This window comes from Streptomyces sp. SKN60 (assembly GCF_026236535.1).
Classification (GTDB): domain Bacteria; phylum Actinomycetota; class Actinomycetes; order Streptomycetales; family Streptomycetaceae; genus Streptomyces.
On record NZ_JAHTMW010000015.1, the window covers coordinates 49,441 to 68,497 of the forward strand.

Annotated in this window: 21 protein-coding genes, 1 pseudogene and 1 riboswitch; of the genes and pseudogenes, 11 read left to right on the forward strand and 11 right to left on the reverse strand. The window is 73.3% G+C overall.

Going from position 1 to position 19,057, the window contains the following annotated elements; translation table 11 throughout:
* Positions 1-18: 18 nt before the first annotated feature.
* Positions 19-1,014, reverse strand: a complete 996-nt coding sequence (locus tag KV205_RS24645; RefSeq protein ID WP_265866772.1) for a DUF3048 domain-containing protein — start codon at positions 1,012-1,014, stop codon at positions 19-21.
* Between the two features lie 72 nt (positions 1,015-1,086).
* Here KV205_RS24645 and KV205_RS24650 point away from each other — a divergent pair, with 72 nt between their 5' ends.
* Together KV205_RS24650 and KV205_RS24655 are read left to right on the forward strand one after the other, a co-directional pair.
* A complete protein-coding gene (locus KV205_RS24650) occupies positions 1,087-1,767 on the forward strand; it encodes a 1-acyl-sn-glycerol-3-phosphate acyltransferase (RefSeq protein ID WP_265866773.1) in 681 nt (226 codons plus the stop codon).
* Positions 1,768-1,891: 124 nt separating this feature from the next.
* Positions 1,892-2,929 (forward strand): NAD(P)-dependent oxidoreductase, encoded by a 1,038-nt coding sequence (locus tag KV205_RS24655; RefSeq protein ID WP_265866775.1) that lies wholly within the window; start codon positions 1,892-1,894, stop codon positions 2,927-2,929.
* A 66-nt stretch (positions 2,930-2,995) separates the two neighbouring features.
* Here the strand turns inward: KV205_RS24655 and KV205_RS24660 are convergent, their stop codons facing one another.
* The 8 genes from KV205_RS24660 to KV205_RS24695 all read right to left on the reverse strand — a co-directional run bounded on the left by KV205_RS24660 (position 2,996) and on the right by KV205_RS24695 (position 9,752).
* Positions 2,996-4,573 (reverse strand): alpha/beta hydrolase, encoded by a 1,578-nt coding sequence (locus tag KV205_RS24660; protein ID WP_265866776.1) that lies wholly within the window; start codon positions 4,571-4,573, stop codon positions 2,996-2,998.
* A 179-nt stretch (positions 4,574-4,752) separates the two neighbouring features.
* Positions 4,753-5,517 carry an urease accessory protein UreD gene (locus tag KV205_RS24665; protein ID WP_265866777.1) on the reverse strand — a complete coding sequence of 255 codons (765 nt, stop codon included), beginning with the start codon at positions 5,515-5,517 and terminating at the stop codon, positions 4,753-4,755.
* Positions 5,514-6,191 carry an urease accessory protein UreG gene (gene ureG / locus KV205_RS24670; RefSeq protein ID WP_265866778.1) on the reverse strand — a complete coding sequence of 226 codons (678 nt, stop codon included), beginning with the start codon at positions 6,189-6,191 and terminating at the stop codon, positions 5,514-5,516. Before ureG ends, KV205_RS24665 begins: the two co-directional genes overlap by 4 nt.
* Positions 6,192-6,211: 20 nt before the next feature.
* Positions 6,212-6,886 carry an urease accessory protein UreF gene (locus KV205_RS24675; protein ID WP_265866779.1) on the reverse strand — a complete coding sequence of 225 codons (675 nt, stop codon included), beginning with the start codon at positions 6,884-6,886 and terminating at the stop codon, positions 6,212-6,214.
* Between the two features lie 10 nt (positions 6,887-6,896).
* The gene (locus tag KV205_RS24680) at positions 6,897-8,618 is read right to left on the reverse strand and encodes an urease subunit alpha (protein ID WP_265866780.1); all 1,722 of its coding nucleotides are present in this window, start codon (positions 8,616-8,618) and stop codon (positions 6,897-6,899) included.
* On the reverse strand, positions 8,611-8,970 hold the full coding sequence (locus KV205_RS24685; protein ID WP_265866781.1) for an urease subunit beta: 360 nt from the start codon (positions 8,968-8,970) through the stop codon (positions 8,611-8,613). The genes KV205_RS24680 and KV205_RS24685 overlap by 8 nt, the downstream gene beginning before the upstream one ends.
* Positions 8,971-8,987: 17 nt before the next feature.
* Positions 8,988-9,290, reverse strand: coding sequence for an urease subunit gamma (locus tag KV205_RS24690; RefSeq protein ID WP_265866782.1), 303 nt, complete (start codon positions 9,288-9,290; stop codon positions 8,988-8,990).
* Positions 9,291-9,467: 177 nt separating this feature from the next.
* On the reverse strand, positions 9,468-9,752 hold the full coding sequence (locus tag KV205_RS24695) for a type II toxin-antitoxin system Phd/YefM family antitoxin (RefSeq protein WP_265866783.1): 285 nt from the start codon (positions 9,750-9,752) through the stop codon (positions 9,468-9,470).
* 56 nt (positions 9,753-9,808) lie between these two features.
* On the opposite strand from KV205_RS24695, the gene KV205_RS24700 reads away from it, so the two are divergent.
* The 3 genes from KV205_RS24700 (at position 9,809) to KV205_RS24710 (ending at position 11,763) form a co-directional block, all read left to right on the forward strand.
* Entirely contained in the window at positions 9,809-10,456 is a 648-nt protein-coding gene (locus KV205_RS24700; RefSeq protein WP_265866784.1) for an ATP-dependent Clp protease proteolytic subunit, read from the forward strand.
* A 7-nt stretch (positions 10,457-10,463) separates the two neighbouring features.
* Positions 10,464-10,769, forward strand: a complete 306-nt coding sequence (locus KV205_RS24705; protein WP_265866785.1) for a hypothetical protein — start codon at positions 10,464-10,466, stop codon at positions 10,767-10,769.
* A 394-nt stretch (positions 10,770-11,163) separates the two neighbouring features.
* Positions 11,164-11,283, forward strand: a riboswitch (cyclic di-AMP (ydaO/yuaA leader).
* A gap of 3 nt (positions 11,284-11,286) precedes the next feature.
* A complete protein-coding gene (locus KV205_RS24710) occupies positions 11,287-11,763 on the forward strand; it encodes a C40 family peptidase (protein WP_265866786.1) in 477 nt (158 codons plus the stop codon).
* Between the two features lie 69 nt (positions 11,764-11,832).
* On the opposite strand, the gene KV205_RS24715 is transcribed toward KV205_RS24710, so the two are convergent.
* Together KV205_RS24715 and KV205_RS24720 are read right to left on the reverse strand one after the other, a co-directional pair.
* Positions 11,833-12,267 carry an ATP-binding protein gene (locus KV205_RS24715; RefSeq protein WP_265866787.1) on the reverse strand — a complete coding sequence of 145 codons (435 nt, stop codon included), beginning with the start codon at positions 12,265-12,267 and terminating at the stop codon, positions 11,833-11,835.
* A gap of 158 nt (positions 12,268-12,425) precedes the next feature.
* Positions 12,426-13,625: an 8-amino-7-oxononanoate synthase gene (locus KV205_RS24720; RefSeq protein ID WP_265866788.1), complete on the reverse strand. Its 1,200-nt coding sequence runs from the start codon at positions 13,623-13,625 to the stop codon at positions 12,426-12,428.
* A 142-nt stretch (positions 13,626-13,767) separates the two neighbouring features.
* On the opposite strand from KV205_RS24720, the gene bioB reads away from it, so the two are divergent.
* The 6 genes and pseudogenes from bioB to KV205_RS24750 form a co-directional block, all read left to right on the forward strand.
* Entirely contained in the window at positions 13,768-15,012 is a 1,245-nt protein-coding gene (gene bioB, locus KV205_RS24725; RefSeq protein WP_265866789.1) for a biotin synthase BioB, read from the forward strand.
* Positions 15,005-16,294, forward strand: coding sequence for an adenosylmethionine--8-amino-7-oxononanoate transaminase (locus KV205_RS24730; protein WP_265866790.1), 1,290 nt, complete (start codon positions 15,005-15,007; stop codon positions 16,292-16,294). The genes bioB and KV205_RS24730 overlap by 8 nt, the downstream gene beginning before the upstream one ends.
* Positions 16,295-16,343: 49 nt before the next feature.
* Positions 16,344-17,060: a dethiobiotin synthase gene (gene bioD / locus KV205_RS24735; RefSeq protein ID WP_265866791.1), complete on the forward strand. Its 717-nt coding sequence runs from the start codon at positions 16,344-16,346 to the stop codon at positions 17,058-17,060.
* A 19-nt stretch (positions 17,061-17,079) separates the two neighbouring features.
* Entirely contained in the window at positions 17,080-17,427 is a 348-nt protein-coding gene (locus KV205_RS24740; protein WP_265866792.1) for a VOC family protein, read from the forward strand.
* Between the two features lie 65 nt (positions 17,428-17,492).
* Positions 17,493-18,365 carry a TIGR03621 family F420-dependent LLM class oxidoreductase gene (locus KV205_RS24745; RefSeq protein ID WP_265866793.1) on the forward strand — a complete coding sequence of 291 codons (873 nt, stop codon included), beginning with the start codon at positions 17,493-17,495 and terminating at the stop codon, positions 18,363-18,365.
* A pseudogene (locus tag KV205_RS24750) lies at positions 18,366-18,854 on the forward strand (GNAT family N-acetyltransferase); the annotation flags it as partial.
* Between the last annotated feature and the right edge of the window lie 203 nt (positions 18,855-19,057).

Genomic DNA, 19,057 nt, shown 5'->3' on the forward strand with positions numbered 1-19,057 from the left:
CCGAAACACTCCTGAGGCTCAGCGCGTCCCCGTGAGCAGCACCCACACCTGGCCCGGCGCGAAGTTCAGCGGCGCGCCCGCCGGGGTGGTGAAGGCCGTGCCCCGGTCCGCGTCCGGCCGGCTCCAGCGGGCCGGGTAGGCCCGCCCGTCGCGCAGCACCTCCGCCGTACCGGAACCGGTGGTCACGCTGTACGGGGAGACGGCGCCCAGGAAGTCGTGGAAGCGCGAGGACCGCACGGTGATGTGCTGCACCACGACGGTGGCCGGGGCGAGCGGCCCGTCCGCGCGCCCGTCCATGGCGACGTGCCAGGCCTTCGCGGCGGGCGCCCAGGTGAAGGTGTAGCGGACGGCGGGGAAGCTCACGGTGCGGCTGTTGACCGGTTCGCCGCCCTGCGGGGCGGCACCGAAGCGGAAGCCGATGTCCTTGGCGTGGGTGGCGTCCGGTGCGGCGGCGAGCGCGCGGGCGGGCCGCAGATACAGGTTGTGCGGGGCGCTGCGGGCGGGATCGCGCAGGAAGGCGCCGGGGGTGGTGCCCTCGGAGACCAGGTGCAGCGGCGCCGCCTTGAGCAGCGGGGTGAGCGCGCTCTGGGCGCCCGAGTAGGCGAGGACGGGGCGGCCGAACTGGCGCAGCAGGGCGAGGTCGGACTCGCGGGCGCTGCGGACCGGGCCGACGAGCTCCGGGGTCCGCGCGGAGTAGACGGCCATGAGGCGGGTCTGGCCGGACTCGACCTGCTCGACGTAGACGAGGTCGGCGGCGGTGAGCCCGGTGTGCGGGCGGGCCGGCGGCACGTTGTCGATCTTCACGGCGAGCACGGGCCCGGACCGGGCGGGCAGCCCGGTGAGCGGTGAGGTACCGGCGGGCGGGGTGGTGGGCGCGGGGGTGGGCGTCGGTGTCGGGCGGGGCTCCGACGGGCCCGAGCCGGAGCAGCCGTACAGACCGGCGGCCGTCACGGCGCACAGTACGGCGGCGGTGGCGGCGGCGCCGGGACGCCTGTGCCCGCGCGCGCCTGTCATGGATCCCGCTCCTCCCCACCAGTGGACCACGCGGGCGGCCTTGGTTACAAAGGCAGGAAAAGGGGGTCTTGGATGTTCTACTACGTGCTGAAGCACGCGCTGCTCGGGCCGCTGCTCAAGCTGCTCTTCCGGCCGCGGGTGGAGGGTCTGGAGCACGTCCCGGAGGAGGGTGCGGCGATCGTCGCCGGGAACCATCTGTCCTTCTCGGACCACTTCCTGATGCCGGTGGTGCTGAGCCGCCGGATCACCTTCCTGGCGAAGCAGGAGTACTTCACGGGGCCGGGGCTGAAGGGCCGGCTGACGGCCGCGTTCTTCCGCAGCGCGGGCCAGATCCCGGTGGACCGCTCGGGCAGGGAGGCCGGCCGGGCGGCGATCCGCGAGGGCCTCGGCGTGCTCGCGAAGGACGAGCTGCTCGGCATCTACCCGGAGGGCACCCGCTCGCACGACGGGCGCCTGTACAAGGGCAAGGTGGGGGTCGCGGTGATGGCCCTGACGGCCGGGGTGAAGGTGGTGCCGTGCGCGATGGTCGGCACCTTCGAGATCCAGCCGCCGGGCCGGGTGCTGCCGCGGATCCGCCGGGTCACCATCCGCTTCGGCGAGCCGCTGGACTTCTCCCGCTACGCGGGCCTCGCCGGTGAGAAGGCGGCGGTCCGCGCGGTCACCGACGAGATCATGTACGCGATCATGCGGCTGTCCGGGCAGGAGTACGTGGACGAGTACGCGGCGAAGGTGAAGGCGGCCGGGGGTTCCTAGCGGGCCGAGGGGCCCGAACACCCGGCGTGTGCCGGGAAGTTCCCGATCGGTGCACGCTGTCGGCGGATCCGCGCACGGCGAAAGCGGCTGGGCGGGTCCGCCGGCGCGCCGTAGCGTCCCCTGCATGACCAAGGGAAACGCATTCGTGCTGGGAGCGACGGGACAGATCGGGCGGGCGGCCGTACGGGCGCTCGTCGCGGACGGATGGGAGGTGACCGCCGCCTCGCGCGGCGGAGCGCGGGACGAGGGGTGGCCGGCGGAGGTCCGGTCGGTGACGGTGGACCGCGACGAGGACGGCGCGCTGGCCGGGGCGCTCGGCGCGGGCACGGACGTCCTGGTGGACGTGGTCGCGTTCGACGCGGGGCATGGGCGGCAGTTGGCAGGACTCGCGGACCGGATCGGTTCGGCGGTGGTGATCTCAAGCGGCGCGGTGTACGAGGACGACAAGGGCCGCAGCTTCGACACCCAGGACGAGCCGGACGGCTTCCCGCGCTACCCCCTGCCGATCCCGGAGTCGCAGCCGACGGTCGCACCGGGCGACAGCACGTACGGCACCCGCAAGGTGGCCCTGGAGCGGGAGCTGCTCGCGCTCGGCGAGCGGCTGCCGACGACGCTGCTGCGCGCGGGCGCGGTGCACGGCCCGTACTGCAAGGCGCCGCGTGAGCTGTGGTTCGTCAAGCGGGCGCTCGACGGGCGGCCGGTGCGGGTGCTCGCGTACGGCGGCTCCTCGCGCTTCCACCCGGTGCACGTGGACAACCTCGGCGAGCTGGTGCGGCTCGCGGCGGCGCGGCCCGGCAGCCGGGTGCTCAACGGCGGTGACCCCGAGGTGCCGACGGTGGCGGAGATCGGCGCGGCGATCGATGCCGTGGTCGGCGTGGAGAGCGAGACGGTGATCGTCGACGGACCGCCGCCGGTGGGCGATGTCGGCGCGACGCCGTGGGGCGAGGACCGGCCGATCGTCTTCGACATGGGCGCGGCGGAACGGGAGTTGGGCTACCGGCCGGTGGTGTCGTACGTCGACTCGCTGCCGGGGACGGTGGAGTATCTTGCGCTGCGGCTGGCGGGCCGGCACTGGCTGGAGGCCTTCCCGAACCTGGCCATGTACCAGCAGGACTGGTTCGACTACGCGGCGGAGGACGCCTGGCTGGCCTCACGCGGCTGAGTCCGTGAACGGCGGAGGGGCGGTCGCCGTGCGGCGACCGCCCCTCCTTGTCCTGCGGGGGGGGTGTTACGGCTTCGGCGTGGCGTGCGGCTCGCACGTCACGTCGCGGCTGTCGACCTTGCCGGTCAGCAGGTACGTCTCGACCCGCGGGTTGATGCAGGCGTTCACCAGGTTGGTCACGCCGTGCGAGCCGGCGTTCTTCTCGGTGATGAGGCGCGAGCCCTTGAAGCGCTTGTGCAGTTCGACGGCGCCGGCGTACGGGGCGGCGGCGTCGCGCTCGGACTGGACGATGAGCACCGGCGGCAGGCCCTTGCCCGTCTTCACCTCGGTCGGCCGCTGGCGCGGCGCGGACCAGGTGGCGCAGGGCAGGTTCATCCAGGCGTTGGCCCAGGTCACGAACGGGTACTGCTCGTGCAGGCGGGAGTTGTCCCGGTCCCACTTCTTCCAGCTGGTCGGCCAGGGCGCGTCGGCGCACTCGACGGCCGTGTAGACCGCGGTGCCGTTCTCCGCGGAGATGTTGCCCGCGGTGTCGGTGGGGTCCGACGCGGCCGAGTCGATCAGCGGCTGCGGGTCGCCCGCGGCGTAGGCGCTCCAGGCCTCCGCGACCGGGACCCACATGGAGTCGTAGTACGGGGCGTTCTGGAAGAAGCCGATGAGCTCGGCCGGGCCGACCTTGCCGCCGAGCGGCTCCTTCTTGGCGGCGGCGCGCAGGGTCACCCACTGCTGCTGCACCTCGGCGTAGGTCTTTCCGAGGTGGAAGGCGTCGTCGTGCTGGGCGACCCAGGTCATCCAGTCCTTGAGGCGGCCCTCGAAGGCGATGTCCTGGTTCAGGTTGGCCCCGTACCAGATCGCCTTCTTCGACGGGTCGACCACGCTGTCCACGATCATGCGGCGCACGTGGTCCGGGTACAGGGTGCCGTAGACGGCGCCGAGGTAGGTGCCGTACGAGACGCCGATGAAGTTGAGCTTCTTCTCGCCGAGCGCGGCCCGGATGACGTCCAGGTCACGGGCGGTGTTCCGGGTCGTCATGTAGGGCAGCATGTCGCCGCTCTTCTCGGCGCAGCCCTTGGCGTACTCGGCGGCCAGCTTGCGCTGGGCGAGCTTGTCGGCCTCGCTGTCCGGAACCGGGTCGGCCTTGGGGCCCTTCACGAACTCGGTCGGGTCGACGCAGGAGATGGGCGCCGAGTGGCCGACGCCGCGCGGGTCGAAGCCGACGAAGTCGTAGGCCTTGGCGGTGTTCACCCAGAGCGGGGCCTTGGTCGTGACCCGGCGCGGGAAGCGCAGTCCGGAGCCGCCGGGGCCGCCCGGGTTGTAGAGCAGGGAGCCCTGCTTCTCCTGGGGCGTGCCGGTGGCACGGGCGCGGTCGACGGCGAGCTTGATCTGCTTGCCGTCGGGCTTGGTGTAGTCGACCGGGACGGTGACCCAGCCGCACTGGATGGGCTTCTCCAGGCCCCAGTCGGCCGGGCAGTCCTGCCAGTCGATGCCGGCCTTCGCCGCGCGGGCGGCGGCCACGGCAGCGCCGCGGGCCTCGTCGTCGCCGCCGTGGCGGTTCTGCGCGCTCGCCGCCGGAGCGGCGAGCGCGGTCGCCATCAGCGTGCCCGCTATGAGAGTGCCGGCAGAGCCGAGCACTGCACTACGTCGCAAGTGGTTCCTCCCCCTCGGTGGGCGCCGCCCCCTTGACAGCGCCGTGTGGGTCGTCCGGGGGATCCTCGCGTCGACCGGGGCTCGGGTTAAAGGGCGTACACGTGTTCTTTGCCGAACCGATAAGCGGTGACCGGTGTCCCGCTCAGAGGTGAACCCCCGAACAGGGTTCGCAATCTGGCTCAGAACGGGGCGAGTGCCCGCAGAGCCTCGTCGAGGACCCGGCGCAGGGCCAGCGCGTCCGGGGCGACCGCGGTGACGAGCGCGGCGGGGCCGGCCAGCGGGGCGAGCACCGCGTGCTCGCCGAGCAGCCGGGTGCCGACCGGCTTGTCGGCGAACTCCGGGTAGACGACGAGGAGTTGTCCGGCGGCGCGGTGTCCGGCGAGGACGGCGGGGCCGTCCCAGCCGGCCGGTGCACCGGGGCCGCAGCCGAGTTCCTGGTCGAGCAGCGGGCGTCCGGCGCGGCGGACGGTGAGCCGGGCGGCGAGGGTGCCGGGCTCCTCCCGGTGCCGGCCGAGGATCTGTTCCTCGCGCAGGACGAGCCGGGCGGTGGGGTCGAGGTCGACGGTGGTGCGCATCCGCAGCACGGAGCCGGTGGCGCACACCAACTGTTCGGGCAGCCAGCGCAGTTCGGCCCCGGCGCCGACGGTGAGCCCGATCTCGTACGAGGCGGGGGTGCCGGTCCGGCCGGGCAGGGCGACGGTCGCGGCGGCGGAGTCGACGAGCAGCCGCGCCCCGTCCCGTACCTCCGCGTCCAGGCGGAGCCGGTCGCCGCCGAGCGGGGCGCTCATCGCGCCGACGACGGTGACCCGGGTGTACGGGCCGTACGGGCCGGTGGCGCGGGTCCGGCGGAGGGCGAGCGGTCCGGCGCTCTCCAGGACGGGCAGGGAGCCGTCGGCGGCGGCGACGATCCGCGCGCTCGCGGTGAGGGCCGCGCGGTCGTTCACGCGGTCCACTCGGCGAGCCGCTCGCGGACCCAGTCGGCGACGGGCGCGACGCCCTGCTCGGAGCGGAGCGAGGTGAAGGCGACGGGCAGTTCGCCGCGCTGCTCCTTGGCGTCGCGGGCCATCCGCTCCAGGTCGGAGCCGACGTACGGGGCGAGGTCGGTCTTGTTGATGACGAGCAGGTCGGCGGTGGTGACGCCGGGGCCGCCCTTGCGCGGGATGTCGTCGCCGCCGGCCACGTCGATGACGAAAATCTGGGCGTCGACGAGGCCCTTGGAGAAGGTGGCGGTGAGGTTGTCGCCGCCGGACTCGACGAGGACGAGGTCGAGCGGGCCGACGCCGTCCTCAAGGTCCTCGACGGCTTCGAGGTTGGCCGAGATGTCGTCGCGGATGGCGGTGTGCGGGCAGGCGCCGGTCTCGACGGCGGTGATCCGCTCGGGCGGCAGGACGGCCTCGCGGAGCAGGAACTCGGCGTCCTCTCGGGTGTAGATGTCGTTGGTGACGACGGCGAGGGAGAGGGTGTCGCGCAGGGCACGGCAGAGGGCGGCGACGGTGGCGGTCTTGCCGGAGCCGACGGGGCCGCCGAGGCCGATGCGCAGGGCGCGGTGGGTGCCGTCGGGCCGGTGGGCGTCGGCGGAGACGGCGGTGCCGTGGTCGTGGGAGTGGTCGAGGTGCATGGTGGGGGACTCCAGGGTTCTCAGGAGGCGAAGAGGCGGACGGGCCAGGCCGCGTGCTGTTCGGCGGTGAGGTCGAGCAGCGGTGCGGAGGCGGCGGGCAGCGCGTCCGGGCCTTCGGTGAGTGCGAGGTGGGCGGCCTCGGCGGCGCGGGCCGCCACCCGGTCGAGCTCCGGGGCGAGCCGGGCGAGCACGGCGGTGGCCTGGAAGGGGTCGAGGCCGAGCAGCCGCACCACCGCGGTCGCGGGGCCGCCGACCGTCTCGTACGCGACGCAGTGCGCGGCGTCCTCGGGGCCGAGCCCGGCGGCCCGCGCGGTGGTGCCGAGCACGATCGGCTGGTGGGCGCCGCGCGGGAACGCGGCGGCGAGGCGGTCGAGTTCGGGTCCCGGCCAGGCGGCGCGGGCGGCCCGCATCAGCTGCCGCCCGAGGCGCCGGCTCGCGGCGCGCAGGGCGGGCGAGGGGGTGCGGGCGTCGGCGGCCTCGTCGAGGGCGTACGGGTCGGCGCCGAGGGCCGCTGCGGCGGCGAGGGCGGCCGAGGTGAGGCCGGTGGTGTGCAGCCGGCCGCGGCAGAAGGCCTCGAGCCCGGCGGCATCACGGATGCGCCCGGCCTTGACGGCGGCCTCGGCGCCGCCGGAGTGGGCGTGCCCGCCGGCGGGGAACCGCCCGTCGGCGAGCACGAGGAGGGCCGAGCGCGTCATCGAGACCCCATCAGAACAGGAAGTAGCGCTGGGCCATGGGGAGTTCGGCGGCGGGTGCCGGTTCGACCGGTTCGCCGTCGATGGTCACCGTGAAGGTGTCGGCGTCGACCTCGACCCTGGGCAGGGCGTCGTTCTCGCGCATGTCGGCCTTGGTGGTCCGGCGGGTGGAGCGGATCGGGGTGAACTCCTTGTGCAGACCGAGTTTCTGCGGCAGGTCGTCCTCGATCGCCGCCTCGGCGACGAAGTTGACGGAGCCCGCGGCGGCCGCCCTGCCGAGGGCGCCGAACATCGGCCGGGGCAGCACGGGTTGGGGGGTGGGAATGGAGGCGTTGGCGTCGCCCATCTGCGCGTACGCGATCTGGCCGCCCTTGAGGACGACGAGCGGCTTGACACCGAAGAAGGCGGGCTCCCACAGCACCAGGTCGGCGAGCTTGCCGGGTTCGACGGAGCCGATGAGGTGGCCCATGCCCTGGGCGACGGCCGGGTTGATCGTGTACTTGGCGACATAGCGGCGGGCCCGGTGGTTGTCGGCGGCGCCGTCGCCGGGCAGCGCGCCGCGCCGCTTCTTCATGACGTGGGCGGTCTGCCAGGTCCGCATGATCACCTCGCCGATGCGGCCCATGGCCTGGGAGTCGGAGGAGATGATCGAGATCGCGCCCAGGTCGTGGAGGATGTCCTCGGCGGCGATGGTCGAGGGCCGGATCCGGGACTCGGCGAAGGCGAGGTCCTCGGGGACGGCCGGGTTGAGGTGGTGACAGACCATCAGCATGTCGAGGTGTTCCTCGATGGTGTTGACGGTGTGCGGCCGGGTGGGGTTGGTCGAGCTGGGCAGCACGTGCGGCTCGGAGACCACGGTGATGATGTCCGGTGCGTGTCCGCCGCCCGCGCCCTCGGTGTGGTACGCGTGGATGGTGCGGCCGGCGATGGCGGCGAGGGTGTCGCCGACGAAGCCGGCCTCGTTCAGGGTGTCGGTGTGGATGGCGAGTTGGGCGCCGGTCTCGTCGCAGACGCTCAGGCAGGCGTCGATGACGGCGGGGGTGGCGCCCCAGTCCTCGTGGATCTTGAACCCGAGGGCGCCGCCGCGCAGTTGGGAGTGCATGGCCTCCCGGGACGTGGTGTTGCCCTTGCCGAGCAGGCCGATGTTGACCGGGAAGGTGTCCAGGGCCTCGAACATCCGGGCCGTGTGCCAGGGTCCGGGGGTGACGGTGGTGGCCTTGGTGCCCTCGGCGGGTCCGGTGCCGCCGCCGACGAGGGTGGTCACGCCGGTGGCGAGGGCCTGGTCGACGACGGTCGGCGAGATGAAGTGGACATGGGTGTCGACGGCTCCGGCGGTGACGATCCGGCCGTTGCCGACGATCACCTCGGTCTCGGGGCCGATGACGAGCTCCGGGTGGACCCCGTCCATGGTGTCGGGGTTGCCGGCCTTGCCGAGGGCGGTGATGCGGCCGTCGCGGATGCCGATGTCGGCCTTGACGATCCCCCAGTGGTCGATGACGACGGCGCCGGTGATCACGGTGTCGGGGGCGCCCTCGGCCCGGGTGGTCCGGGACTGGCCCATGGACTCGCGGATGACCTTGCCGCCGCCGAAGACGGCCTCGTCGCCGGCCCGGCCGGGACCGCCGGAACGGTCCTCCTCGATCTCGACGAGCAGGTCGGTGTCGGCGAGCCGGATCCGGTCGCCGGCGGTGGGTCCGAACAGGTCGGCGTACGCGGCGCGGTGCAGCTCAGGCACGGTCGCCTCCCTCGGTCTCGGCGTCGTCAAGGGGTCCGGCGGTCTCGCCCAGCGGTCCCGCGGTCTCCCCGCGCAGTCCGGGCACGATCCGGCGGCCGGCGACCGGCACCAGCTCGACCTCGACGGGGATGCCCGGCTCGAAGCGGACGGCGGTGCCCGCGGCGATGTTCAGACGCAGTCCGCGGGCGGCGGCGCGGTCGAAGTCGAGGCCGGGGTTGGCCTCGGCGAAGTGGTAGTGGGAGCCGACCTGGACGGGCCGGTCGGCGGCGTTGAGGACGGTGAGGCGGGTGACGGGGCGGCCCTCGTTGAGGGTCACCGGCCCGTCCCCGTAGAGGATCTCGCCGGGGATCACGGTGCGCGTCCGCCCCTTCAGACGATGGGGTCGTGGACGGTGACGAGCTTGGTCCCGTCCGGGAAGGTGGCCTCGACCTGGACGTCGTGGATCAACTCGGGGATGCCGTCCATGACCTCGTCGCGGGCGAGCACCTTGCGGCCGGAGGCCATGAGCTCGGCGACGGTCCGGCCGTCGCGGGCGCCTTCGAGGACGTGCGAGGTGATGAGGGCGACGGCCTCGGGGTGGTTGAGCCGCACGCCGCGCGCCCGGCGCTTCTCGGCCACGTCGGCCGCGACATGGATGAGCAGACGTTCCTGCTCATGGGGGCTGAGTTGCACGCTTCCACCTCACTGTCGTCACCGGGGGCGGTGTCCCGGACAGCAGCGGACCCTACCGACCTTCAACACTCTGTTGACCTGCGGAGACGGTTCGCCGCGCCAGAGATTGCACGTTAGGGCGGAAGTTTTTCCGGCGCGTTAACTGAGCCTTTGCGCGGTCATTAAACGAGCGCTTGTTCAGGACCGGGGCGCGCCCGGGTCCTGGTGGTGGGCGGCGATGCCGAACCTGCGCTGTTCGCCCGCGGCGGACGCCGAGCCGCCGATCCGCGACACCGAGCTGATCACCGGCTCGTCGGCCGGCTCCCGCAGCGCCTCGAGTTTCTCCAGGTCGGCGGCGGAGACCAGGGCGACGAGCGGCTTGCCGTGGCGGGTGACGACCACCCGCTCGTCGCCGTACACGACGCGGTTGATCAGGTCCGCGAGCTCGGCGCGCGCTTGCGTCACCGGAATCTCGTAAGTCATGCTCCTCATCTTACGGCCTGTACGTCCTGTACATTTTTTACAGAAGGAGGAGCGCCATGAACGGCATCGGCAGCACGCGGAGCACCATGCGGTACGTCCTTCCGGAGTTCACCGAGCGCACGAGCTCCGGCACCCGCACCCTCGACCCCTACTCCAAGCTGCTCCAGGAGCGGATCGTCCTCCTGGGCACACCCGTCGACGAGACCTCGGCGAACGACGTCATCGCGCAGTTCCTGCACCTCGACTACGCCTCGCCCGGGCAGGTGATCAGCCTGTACATCAACTCCCCCGGTGGCTCGGTGAGCGCCATGACCTCGGTCTACGACACGATCCGCACGGTCTCCTGCGAGGTGGAGACCATCTGCCTCGGCCAGGCCGTCGGGCCGGCCGCGGTGCTGCTCGCGGCGGGTTCGCCCGGTCGCCGGCTCGCGCTGCCGGGCGCCCGGATCGTGCTCCAGCAGCCCTCGCTCGACGAGCCGTTGCAGGGACAGCCCAGCGATCTCGACGTCCAGGCACGGGAATTGCTGCGCCAGCGCGAGCTGATCGCCCGCCTGCTCGCCGACCACACCGGACAGGACCGGGAGCGGATCGACGCCGACCTGGACCGCGTCACCGTGCTCGACGCACCGGCGGCCCGGGCGTACGGCCTGGTGGACCACGTCGTTCGCAGCCGCCGGGCGTCCGTCGGCGCCGGGGAGGAGTGAGGCCGCCGTGGTGCCGGAGCTTCCGCCGCTGCCCGCCCTGACGCGCGCCGAGGGCGAGTTCGTGGACGCGTACCTCGAAGTCGTCGATCTCCTGGGGAGAATCAATCCATCCAGGACCTCGCATACCTATGGGGCGCTGCGCGCGGCCCAGGCCCTGGTCGGACGGGCGACGGCACTCCGGGACGCGCTGACGGTCATGCATCTGCGGGGCGAGAGCGAGGTGCACGCGGACACATTGGCGCGTGCGCTAAGGGTGTTGGACGGCGAGCGGCGCTCCGGCCGGGTCACCCTGCCCGGGGAGAGGGCGAGTTGACACCGGCGCGTGTCGTGTCGAGGTCCACACGGGGCACGCGGACCGCAGAATCGCTCCCCCGTTCGGCGTAGTCGACGAATCGACATGGAGCTCAGGTGAGTTGCGCAACAGGTGTACGCATCTGGCGGAATCAGTCGTTCCGGTGCTGGTGAACGACTCATGGGCCAAACCTCCGACGATCGCGAAACCTGACTGTCCACCCGAATGGATCAGTCGTGAGGAGCCTCACATATCGCCGTTTCAGCTCGGATTTCGCCCTGGGTGTGGGTCAAGATCCCTGTCGACGACAAGCCCCCGCCACCCACGGCGGGGCGGTCCGGGCGGACGCCGAGTCCTGCCGCCGTCCCGGACGTCTGGTCGACAGGAGTGGACCGGCAGGAGTGGAGGACCCGAGCAACACGGGCCGCCCGAGCAGTACGGGGCGTCCCTCGGGGTGAAGCCGCAGCCGCGGCCGGGCATCTTCGCCAGCCCGAACCCGACAGGTCATCCTTCGCAGGCGGCTGACGAAGGGTTGCGCATGACTGCGCAGATGCATGTCCCGTCCCTGCTGTCCCGGGCCGGAGCCGTCTCGGCTCTCACCCTCGCCGCCGTCGGCGGCACGCTGCTCGCACCGGGAGCGGCGCCCGAGGCCCAGGCGGCGACCTCCTACGCGAGCAAGGCGCTGAACGTCGCCGCCTCCAAGAAGGGGTCCCCCTACAAGTACGGTGCCAGCGGCCCGACCCGCTTCGACTGCTCGGGCCTCACGCTCTACTCGTACAAGAAGGCGGGCAAGACGCTGCCGCGCACCGCGCAGCAGCAGTACAACAAGACCCGGCACATCTCCTCGGGCAGCCGACAGGTGGGCGACCTGGTGTTCTTCCACTCCGGCGGAAGCGTGTACCACGTCGGGATCTACGCGGGTAACAACAAGATCTGGCACTCCCCCAAGACCGGGTCCTGGGTGAAGCTCGACAGGATCTGGACCTCGAAGGTCTACTACGGCCGGGTGAGGTGACCCGCCCGGACCGGAGGGCGGACCACGGGCCGGTCCGCCGGGCGGACCGCCGGGCGGACCGCCGGGCGGTCAGGCCTGGGTCAGCGCCGCCGTCCACGGCAGATTGATCCACACCGTCTTGCCGCCCTCCGCCGTCGGGGTCACCGAGAGCCGGCCGCCCGCCTCCTTCGTCAGGGAGCGGATGATCACCATCCCCCGCCCGTTGTCCTGCTGCACGGCCGCCGGAAGCCGCTGCGGCCAGCGGGGATGGCTGTCGGTGACCCCGATGTGCAGCTGCTCGTCCCGCTCCAGACGCACGTCGACGGTGAAGGTGGGCGACTGGCCGAAGGTGTGCAGGACCGCGTTGGTCGCCAGCTCCGAGACGATCAGCCGGACCGCGTCCGCCGTCTCGGCCGCGCTGTCGAGCCCCCAGGAGGTGAGCACCTCCGCGACGTACCGCCGCGCGGTGGAGACCGAGGCGGGGTCGCTCGGCAGCGTGACGGTTGCTTCCTGCTGGTCTGCCATGCGACGCCGTCCTTCTCCCGCCGGGCCACGCCCGGAATGCTCTGCGCGTCAGCCTGCCATCGAAGTCACCGCGCCGTGCGTCGATCCACCAGATATACGGATATCTGTCGCCCGAAGCGGTGAACCGCACAGACGCTTGTACGCGTAGCCGTCCGGGCTCAGAGCGCCCCGGGCGGCGCCGTCCGTACGATCGTCGCCACCGCGCGCTCGATCTCCGCGTCCGTGAGGTCCGCACGCGCGGTCAGCCGCAGCCGGGAGATGCCGTCCGGCACCGACGGGGGCCGGAAGCAGCCCACGCCGAGGCCGAGTTCACGGCAGTCGGCGGCCCAGCGCAGCGCCTCCGCGGGGCCCGGGGCGCGCACCGAGACGACGGCCGCGTCGGGGTGCGCGGCGGTGAGGCCGGCGGCGGTGAGCAGCCGGTGCAGGGTGCGGGCGACGGTGCCGGCGCGGGCCGGCAGGGCGGGCTCGGCGCCGATCAGGCGGAGGCTCGCGAGGGCGCCGCCGACCGCGGCCGGGGCGAGCCCGGTGTCGAAGATGAAGGTACGGGCGGCGTTGACCAGGTGCTCGATCACCCGGGCCGGGCCGAGCACCGCGCCGCCCTGGCTGCCCAGGGACTTGGACAGGGTGAGGGTCGCGACGACGTCGGGGTCGCCCGCCAGGCCGGCCTCGTGGAGGGTGCCGCGTCCGCCGTCGCCGAGCACGCCGAAGCCGTGGGCGTCGTCGACGACCAGGCCCGCGCCGTGCTCGCGGCAGGCGGCGGCGAGTCCGGCGAGCGGCGCCCTGTCGCCGTCCACCGAGAACACCGCGTCGCTGACCACGAGGGCCGGGCGGCCGGGGTGCGCGGCCAGGGTCTTGGCGACCGCGTCCGGGTCGGCGTGCGGCACGACCGTGGTCTCGGCCCGGGCGAGCCGGCAGCCGTCGACGATGGAGGCGTGGTTGTCGGCGTCGGAGACGATCAGGCCGTCGCGGACGGACAGCGCGGTGAGCGCCGCCAGATTGGCCGCGTAGCCGGAGGAGAAGACGAGCGCGGCCTCGAAGCCGCAGAACGCGGCGAGTTCCTGTTCGAGCCGGGCGTGCAGCCGGGTCGTGCCGGTGACCAGACGGGAGCCGGTGGCGCCGGCGCCCCAGCGGCGGGCGGCCTCGGCGGCGGCCTCGGTGATCTCGGGGCGGCGGGTGAGACCGAGGTAGTCGTTGCTCGCCAGGTCGAGGAGTTCGGACTCGGCGGTCCGGGGCCGCAGGGTGCGCACCAGGCCGGCCGCCGCGCGCTGCCGTGCCGCCGTCTCGGTCCAGTCGAAGGCGGCCGGGCGCGGGCCCGCCCCCGCGGCGGGGTCCAGGGGGTCCTCGGCGTACGGCGGCATGGCGGGTCCTTTTGTAGGCAGCGCACAGACCCTAACCGGAACCGGTCGAGGTCAGGATGTGGCCATGCACACACCTCAATCGGCGTCGTTTGTTCGGATCCTCCTTGGCCAGGGGGCGGGCCGTAGGCCAGGATCAACGCTTATGGACCTGCTGAACACGCTGGTGGAGAAGGGGCTGCGACGCGAGTCGCCGACCCGTGAAGAAGCGCTCGCCGTGCTGGCGACCTCCGACGACGACCTGCTCGATGTGGTGAGCGCGGCCGGCAAGGTGCGCCGGCAGTGGTTCGGGCGACGGGTGAAGCTCAACTATCTCGTCAATCTGAAGTCCGGGCTGTGCCCCGAGGACTGCTCCTACTGTTCGCAGCGGCTCGGCTCGACGGCCGGGATCCTCAAGTACTCCTGGCTCAAGCCCGACGAGGCCTCGGCCGCGGCGGCCGCCGGTGTCGCCGGTGGCGCCAAGCGGGTCTGCCTGGTGGCGAGCGGCCGCGGCCCGACGGACCGGGACGTGGAGCGGGTCGGCAGGACCATCGAGGCGATCAAGGAGCAGAACGAGGGCATCGAGGTCTGCGCCTGCCTCGGGCTGCTCTCCGACGGCCAGGCCGAGCGCCTGAAGGAAGCCGGCGCCGACGCGTACAACCACAACCTCAACACCTCCGAGGGCACGTACGGCGAGATCACCAGCACCCACACCTACGCGGACCGCGTGGACACCGTACAGAAGGCGCACGGCGCGGGTCTGTCGGCCTGTTCGGGTCTGATCGCGGGCATGGGCGAGACCGACGAGGACCTGGTCGACGTGGTGTTCGCGCTGCGCGAGCTGGACTCGGACTCGGTGCCGGTCAACTTCCTCATCCCCTTCGAGGGCACCCCGCTCGCCAAGGAGTGGAACCTCACCCCGCAGCGCTGTCTGCGGATCCTCGCGATGGTGCGGTTCGTCTGCCCCGACGTGGAGGTCCGGATCGCGGGCGGCCGCGAGGTGCATCTGCGCTCCATGCAGCCGCTGGCCCTGAACATCGCCAACTCGATCTTCCTGGGCGACTATCTGACCAGCGAGGGCCAGGCCGGCCAGGCCGACCTGGACATGATCGCGGACGCCGGCTTCGAGGTGGAGGGCGCGGGCACGACCACGCTGCCCGCGCACCGGGCGGACGTCGCCGCCGCTGCGGCCGGCGCAGGCTGCGGTTCGCACGCCGAGGCGGGAGCGGGTGCGGGTGCGGGCTGCGGTTCGCACGCGGAGGCCGGGGGCGGTTGCGGGCCGTGCGGCGGGCACGCCGGGACGGACGCCCAGACCGAGGAGGCGGCCCCGGCCGACGCCTCGGGCGCGCGCACGGACCTGGTGGCGGTGCGCCGCCGCGGCGCCGGTACGGACCTCGCGCCGAATGCGTAACACCCGTACCACCGAACTCCTCGCCCTGGACCGGGCGCACGTCTGGCACCCGTACGGCCCGATGCCCGGCCGTACGGAACCGCTGGTCGTCGCGTCCGCGTCCGGGGTGAGGCTCCGGCTCGCCGAACCCGCCGAGGGGCACGCCGAGTTGGTGGACGGCATGTCCTCCTGGTGGTCGGCCGTGCACGGCTACAACCACCCGGTGCTCAACGAGGCCGCGCGCGGCCAGTTGGACCGGATGAGCCATGTCATGTTCGGCGGGCTCACCCACGAGCCGGCCGTGCGGCTCGCCGCGCGCCTGGTGGAGATCACCCCGGAGCCGCTGCGGCACGTCTTCCTCAGCGACTCCGGTTCGGTGGCGGTCGAGGTCGCCGCGAAGATGTGCCTGCAGTACTGGCGCTCGCTCGGCCGGCCCGCCAAGCGGCGGCTGCTGACCTGGCGGGGCGGCTACCACGGCGACACCTGGCAGCCGATGTCCGTCTGCGACCCCGAGGGCGGCATGCACGAGCTCTGGTCGGGGGTGCTCCAGAAGCAGGTCTTCGTAGACGCGCCGCCGGCGGAGTACGAGGAGTCGTACGCCGAGCGGCTGCGCGAGGCGATCGGGCGGCACGCCGACGAGCTGGCCGCGGTGATCGTGGAGCCGGTGGTGCAGGGCGCGGGCGGCATGCGCTTCCACAGCCCGGAGTACCTGCGGGTGCTGCGGGAGGCCTGCGACGCGCACGACGTGCTCCTCGTCTTCGACGAGATCGCCACCGGCTTCGGGCGCACCGGCGCGCTGTTCGCCGCCGACCACGCCGGGGTCTCCCCCGATGTGATGTGTCTCGGCAAGGCGCTGACCGGCGGCTATCTGTCGATGGCGGCGACGCTCTGCACGAGCCGGGTCGCCGACGGCATCTCGCGCGGCGAGGTCCCGGTGCTCGCGCACGGCCCGACCTTCATGGGCAACCCGCTGGCCTCCGCCGTGGCCCTGGCCTCGGTGGACCTGCTCCTCGGCCAGGACTGGCAGGTCGAGGTCAAGCGGATCGAGTCGGGTCTCCGCGAGGGCCTCGCCGAGGCCGCCGCGCTTCCCGGCGTCCGGGACGTGCGGGTGCTCGGCGCGATCGGCGTGGTCCAGCTCGACCACGACGTCGACATGCCCGCCGCCACCCGGGCGGCGGTCCGTGAGGGCGTGTGGCTGCGCCCGTTCCGCGACCTGATCTACACGATGCCGCCCTTCGTGACGGGCGACGAGGACGTGGCCCGGATCTGCGCGGCGGTCCGGGCGGCGGCCGCGGCGGGATAGGACCCGCCCCTCAGCTCGGGTACGTACAACCAGGAAAGGCTCCACCCCCATGACCGTCATCGTCGTCACCGGCACCGGCACCGAGATCGGCAAGACGATCGTCACCGCCGCGCTCGCCGCGGTGGCCACCGCCGACGGGCGTTCCGTCGCCGTGCTCAAGCCCGCTCAGACCGGCGTCGCGCCGGGCGAGGCGGGGGACGCGGACGAGGTCGTACGGCTCTCGGGCGCGGTGACAGGGGTGGAACTGGCCCGGTTCCCGGAGCCGTTGGCGCCGGGGACCGCGGCCCGGCGGGCCGGGATGGCACCGGTGCGCCCGGACGAGGTCGCTGCGGTGGCCCGGAAGCTGGCGGAGGAGCACGACCTGGTGCTGGTCGAGGGCGCGGGTGGACTGCTCGTGCGCTTCGACGAGGAGGGCGGCACGCTCGCGGACGCGGCGGGGCTGCTCGGCGCGCCGGTGCTCGTGGTGGCGCCGGCCGGGCTCGGCACGCTCAACTCGACGGCCCTGACGGCGGAGGCGCTGCGGGCCCGCGGCATCCCGCAGCTGGGCGTGGTGGTCGGCAGCTGGCCGGCCGACCCGGACCTGGCGGCCCGGTGCAACCTCGCGGACCTGCCGGAGGCCGCGGGTGCACCACTCCTCGGCGCGGTCCCGTCGGGCGCGGGCGCGCTGTCCCCGGAGGCCTTCCGGGCGGCGGCGGCCGGCTGGCTGGCGCCCGTGCTGGGCGGCACCTGGACCGCGGCGGAGTTCGCGGCGACGGCGCGGCCCTGACCTCCTTACCCTGGGCGGCATGCGACGCGCCCGTGTTCAGGAAATCGTCTTCGACTGCGCCGCTCCGGCCGCCCTCGTGCGGTTCTGGGCGGCGCTCCTCGGCGGGGCTCCGGTCGACCGGAGCCCCGACTGGTCGTACGTCGACCCGCCCGGGTTCGTACGGATCGCCTTCCAGCGGGTGCCGGAGGGCAAGGCGGTGAAGAACCGCCTCCATCTGGACGTCGAGGTGGACGATCCGGCCGCTGCGGCCGATGAGGCGCTGGCGCTCGGGGCGCGCCGCTCCGGCGGGATCGTGACCGACGAGCAGGGCTCGTTCCAGGTGATGCACGACCCGGAGGGCAACGAGTTCTGCTTCGTGACGGGGTAGGTGCACCGGGGTAGGTTCGGTGACGGCCCGCGCCGCCGAGAGGCCGTCAACGAGGGGATTCCGCCGTGCAGTTGCCGTTCCGCTTCGCCGTCAACATGCTCACCCCCGGCTCCGCCGACGAGTGGCGGACCCGCTGCCGCCGGGCGGAGGAGCTCGGCTACGACCTGATCCTGGTGGCCGACCACCTGGGCATGCCCGCGCCGTTCCCGTCCCTGGTGGCGGCCGCCGCGGCGACCGCCCGGCCGCGGCTCGGCACCTTCGTCCTGAACGCGGCCTTCTGGAACCCGGTCCTCCTCGCCCGCGAGGTGACGACCACGGCCGCGCTCACCGGCGGCCGGCTCGAACTCGGGCTGGGCACCGGCTACGTACCGGCCGACCACGAGCGCGCGGGCATCCCGTTCCTGCCGCCGCGCGAGCGGGTGGACCATCTGACCCGGGTGGTCGAGGAGCTGGCGGGGGCGCTCGCAGGCGCCGAGGGGACGCCTCGGGTCGGTCTGACCATCGGCGGCAACGGCGACCGGGTGCTGCGGCTGGCGGCCCGGCACGCCGATGTGATGGCCTTCTCCGGCGGCCGCTTCGACGGCGACGCGCCGACGGTGCTGACCGCCGGGGAGCTGGCGGAGCCGGTCGAGGCCTTCGCGGGCTTCGAGAAGGAGGCGGGCCGCCCGGTGCCGGCCGAGCGCAATCTGCTGATCCAGCGGGTGCTCGTGACGGAGGACCGGGCCGCGGCGGCGGCCGGGTTCGCGACGGTCGTGCCGTACCTCACCGAGGAGCAGGTCCTGGAGCTGCCGATCGTGCTGATCGGCACCGTGCGGGAGATCGTGGACCGGCTGCACGCGCTGCGCGAGCGCTACGGCTTCTCGTACTTCACGGTGCTCGACGGGGCGATGGAGGCCTTCGGCCCGGTGCTCGCGGAGCTGCGCGGGACTACGGACTGAGCGGACCACGGACCGAAACGCGGTCGACGGCGCGCGGCGGCCGGTGGTGGGATGGCGGTCATGGACGATCTTCGGATACGGGCCGCGGTCGCGGCCGACATCGACGCCGTGCTCGCCTTCTGGCGGGCCGCGGCCGAGGGCACCAGCATCAGCGACGACCCGGCCGGCGTGACCCGGCTCGTCGAGCGCGACCCGGAGGCCCTGCTGCTCGCCGAGCGCGCGGACGGCGAGCTGGTCGGCACGGTGATCGCCGGCTTCGACGGCTGGCGCTGTCACCTCTACCGGCTCGCCGTCCACCCCGAGCACCGGCGGCGCGGGATCGGGGGCGCGCTGCTGCGCGCGGCGGAGGAGCGCTTCGTACGGCTGGGCGGGCGGCGGGCGGACGCGATGGTGCTCGACCGGAACGAGCTGGGGCGGGCCGCGTGGCGGGCGGCGGAGTACGGCCCGGAGGAGCAGTGGACGCGCTGGGTGAAGCCGCTGCCGGCCTGAGCGGCCGTACCCCCCTTTGCCGGTCCTTTACCATGGGTGTCCGTAACCGATCCTTCGTACCCGATCATCCGGTCATCCGACCGCAGGAATCGTCAGACTGAAAGGTGTGAGCGTCCGCCCATGGGCGAGCCTCCCAGTAGCCGTTCCCCGTTCCGCCCCCGCGCCCGACACCGCGCGGTCCTCCCCTCCCTGACTGATCATGG

Bases quoted from the DNA above. Each gene is read 5' to 3' on its own strand.
- KV205_RS24645 (WP_265866772.1), bottom strand. From the start codon at position 1,014: ATGACAGGCGCGCGCGGGCACAGGCGTCCCGGCGCCGCCGCCACCGCC.
- KV205_RS24650 (WP_265866773.1), top strand. From the start codon at position 1,087: ATGTTCTACTACGTGCTGAAGCACGCGCTGCTCGGGCCGCTGCTCAAG.
- KV205_RS24655 (WP_265866775.1), top strand. From the start codon at position 1,892: ATGACCAAGGGAAACGCATTCGTGCTGGGAGCGACGGGACAGATCGGG.
- ureG (WP_265866778.1), bottom strand. From the start codon at position 6,191: ATGCACCTCGACCACTCCCACGACCACGGCACCGCCGTCTCCGCCGAC.
- KV205_RS24675 (WP_265866779.1), bottom strand. From the start codon at position 6,886: ATGACGCGCTCGGCCCTCCTCGTGCTCGCCGACGGGCGGTTCCCCGCC.
- KV205_RS24695 (WP_265866783.1), bottom strand. From the start codon at position 9,752: ATGACTTACGAGATTCCGGTGACGCAAGCGCGCGCCGAGCTCGCGGAC.
- KV205_RS24700 (WP_265866784.1), top strand. From the start codon at position 9,809: ATGAACGGCATCGGCAGCACGCGGAGCACCATGCGGTACGTCCTTCCG.
- KV205_RS24710 (WP_265866786.1), top strand. From the start codon at position 11,287: ATGACTGCGCAGATGCATGTCCCGTCCCTGCTGTCCCGGGCCGGAGCC.
- KV205_RS24715 (WP_265866787.1), bottom strand. From the start codon at position 12,267: ATGGCAGACCAGCAGGAAGCAACCGTCACGCTGCCGAGCGACCCCGCC.
- KV205_RS24720 (WP_265866788.1), bottom strand. From the start codon at position 13,625: ATGCCGCCGTACGCCGAGGACCCCCTGGACCCCGCCGCGGGGGCGGGC.
- bioB (WP_265866789.1), top strand. From the start codon at position 13,768: ATGGACCTGCTGAACACGCTGGTGGAGAAGGGGCTGCGACGCGAGTCG.
- KV205_RS24730 (WP_265866790.1), top strand. From the start codon at position 15,005: ATGCGTAACACCCGTACCACCGAACTCCTCGCCCTGGACCGGGCGCAC.
- bioD (WP_265866791.1), top strand. From the start codon at position 16,344: ATGACCGTCATCGTCGTCACCGGCACCGGCACCGAGATCGGCAAGACG.
- KV205_RS24740 (WP_265866792.1), top strand. From the start codon at position 17,080: ATGCGACGCGCCCGTGTTCAGGAAATCGTCTTCGACTGCGCCGCTCCG.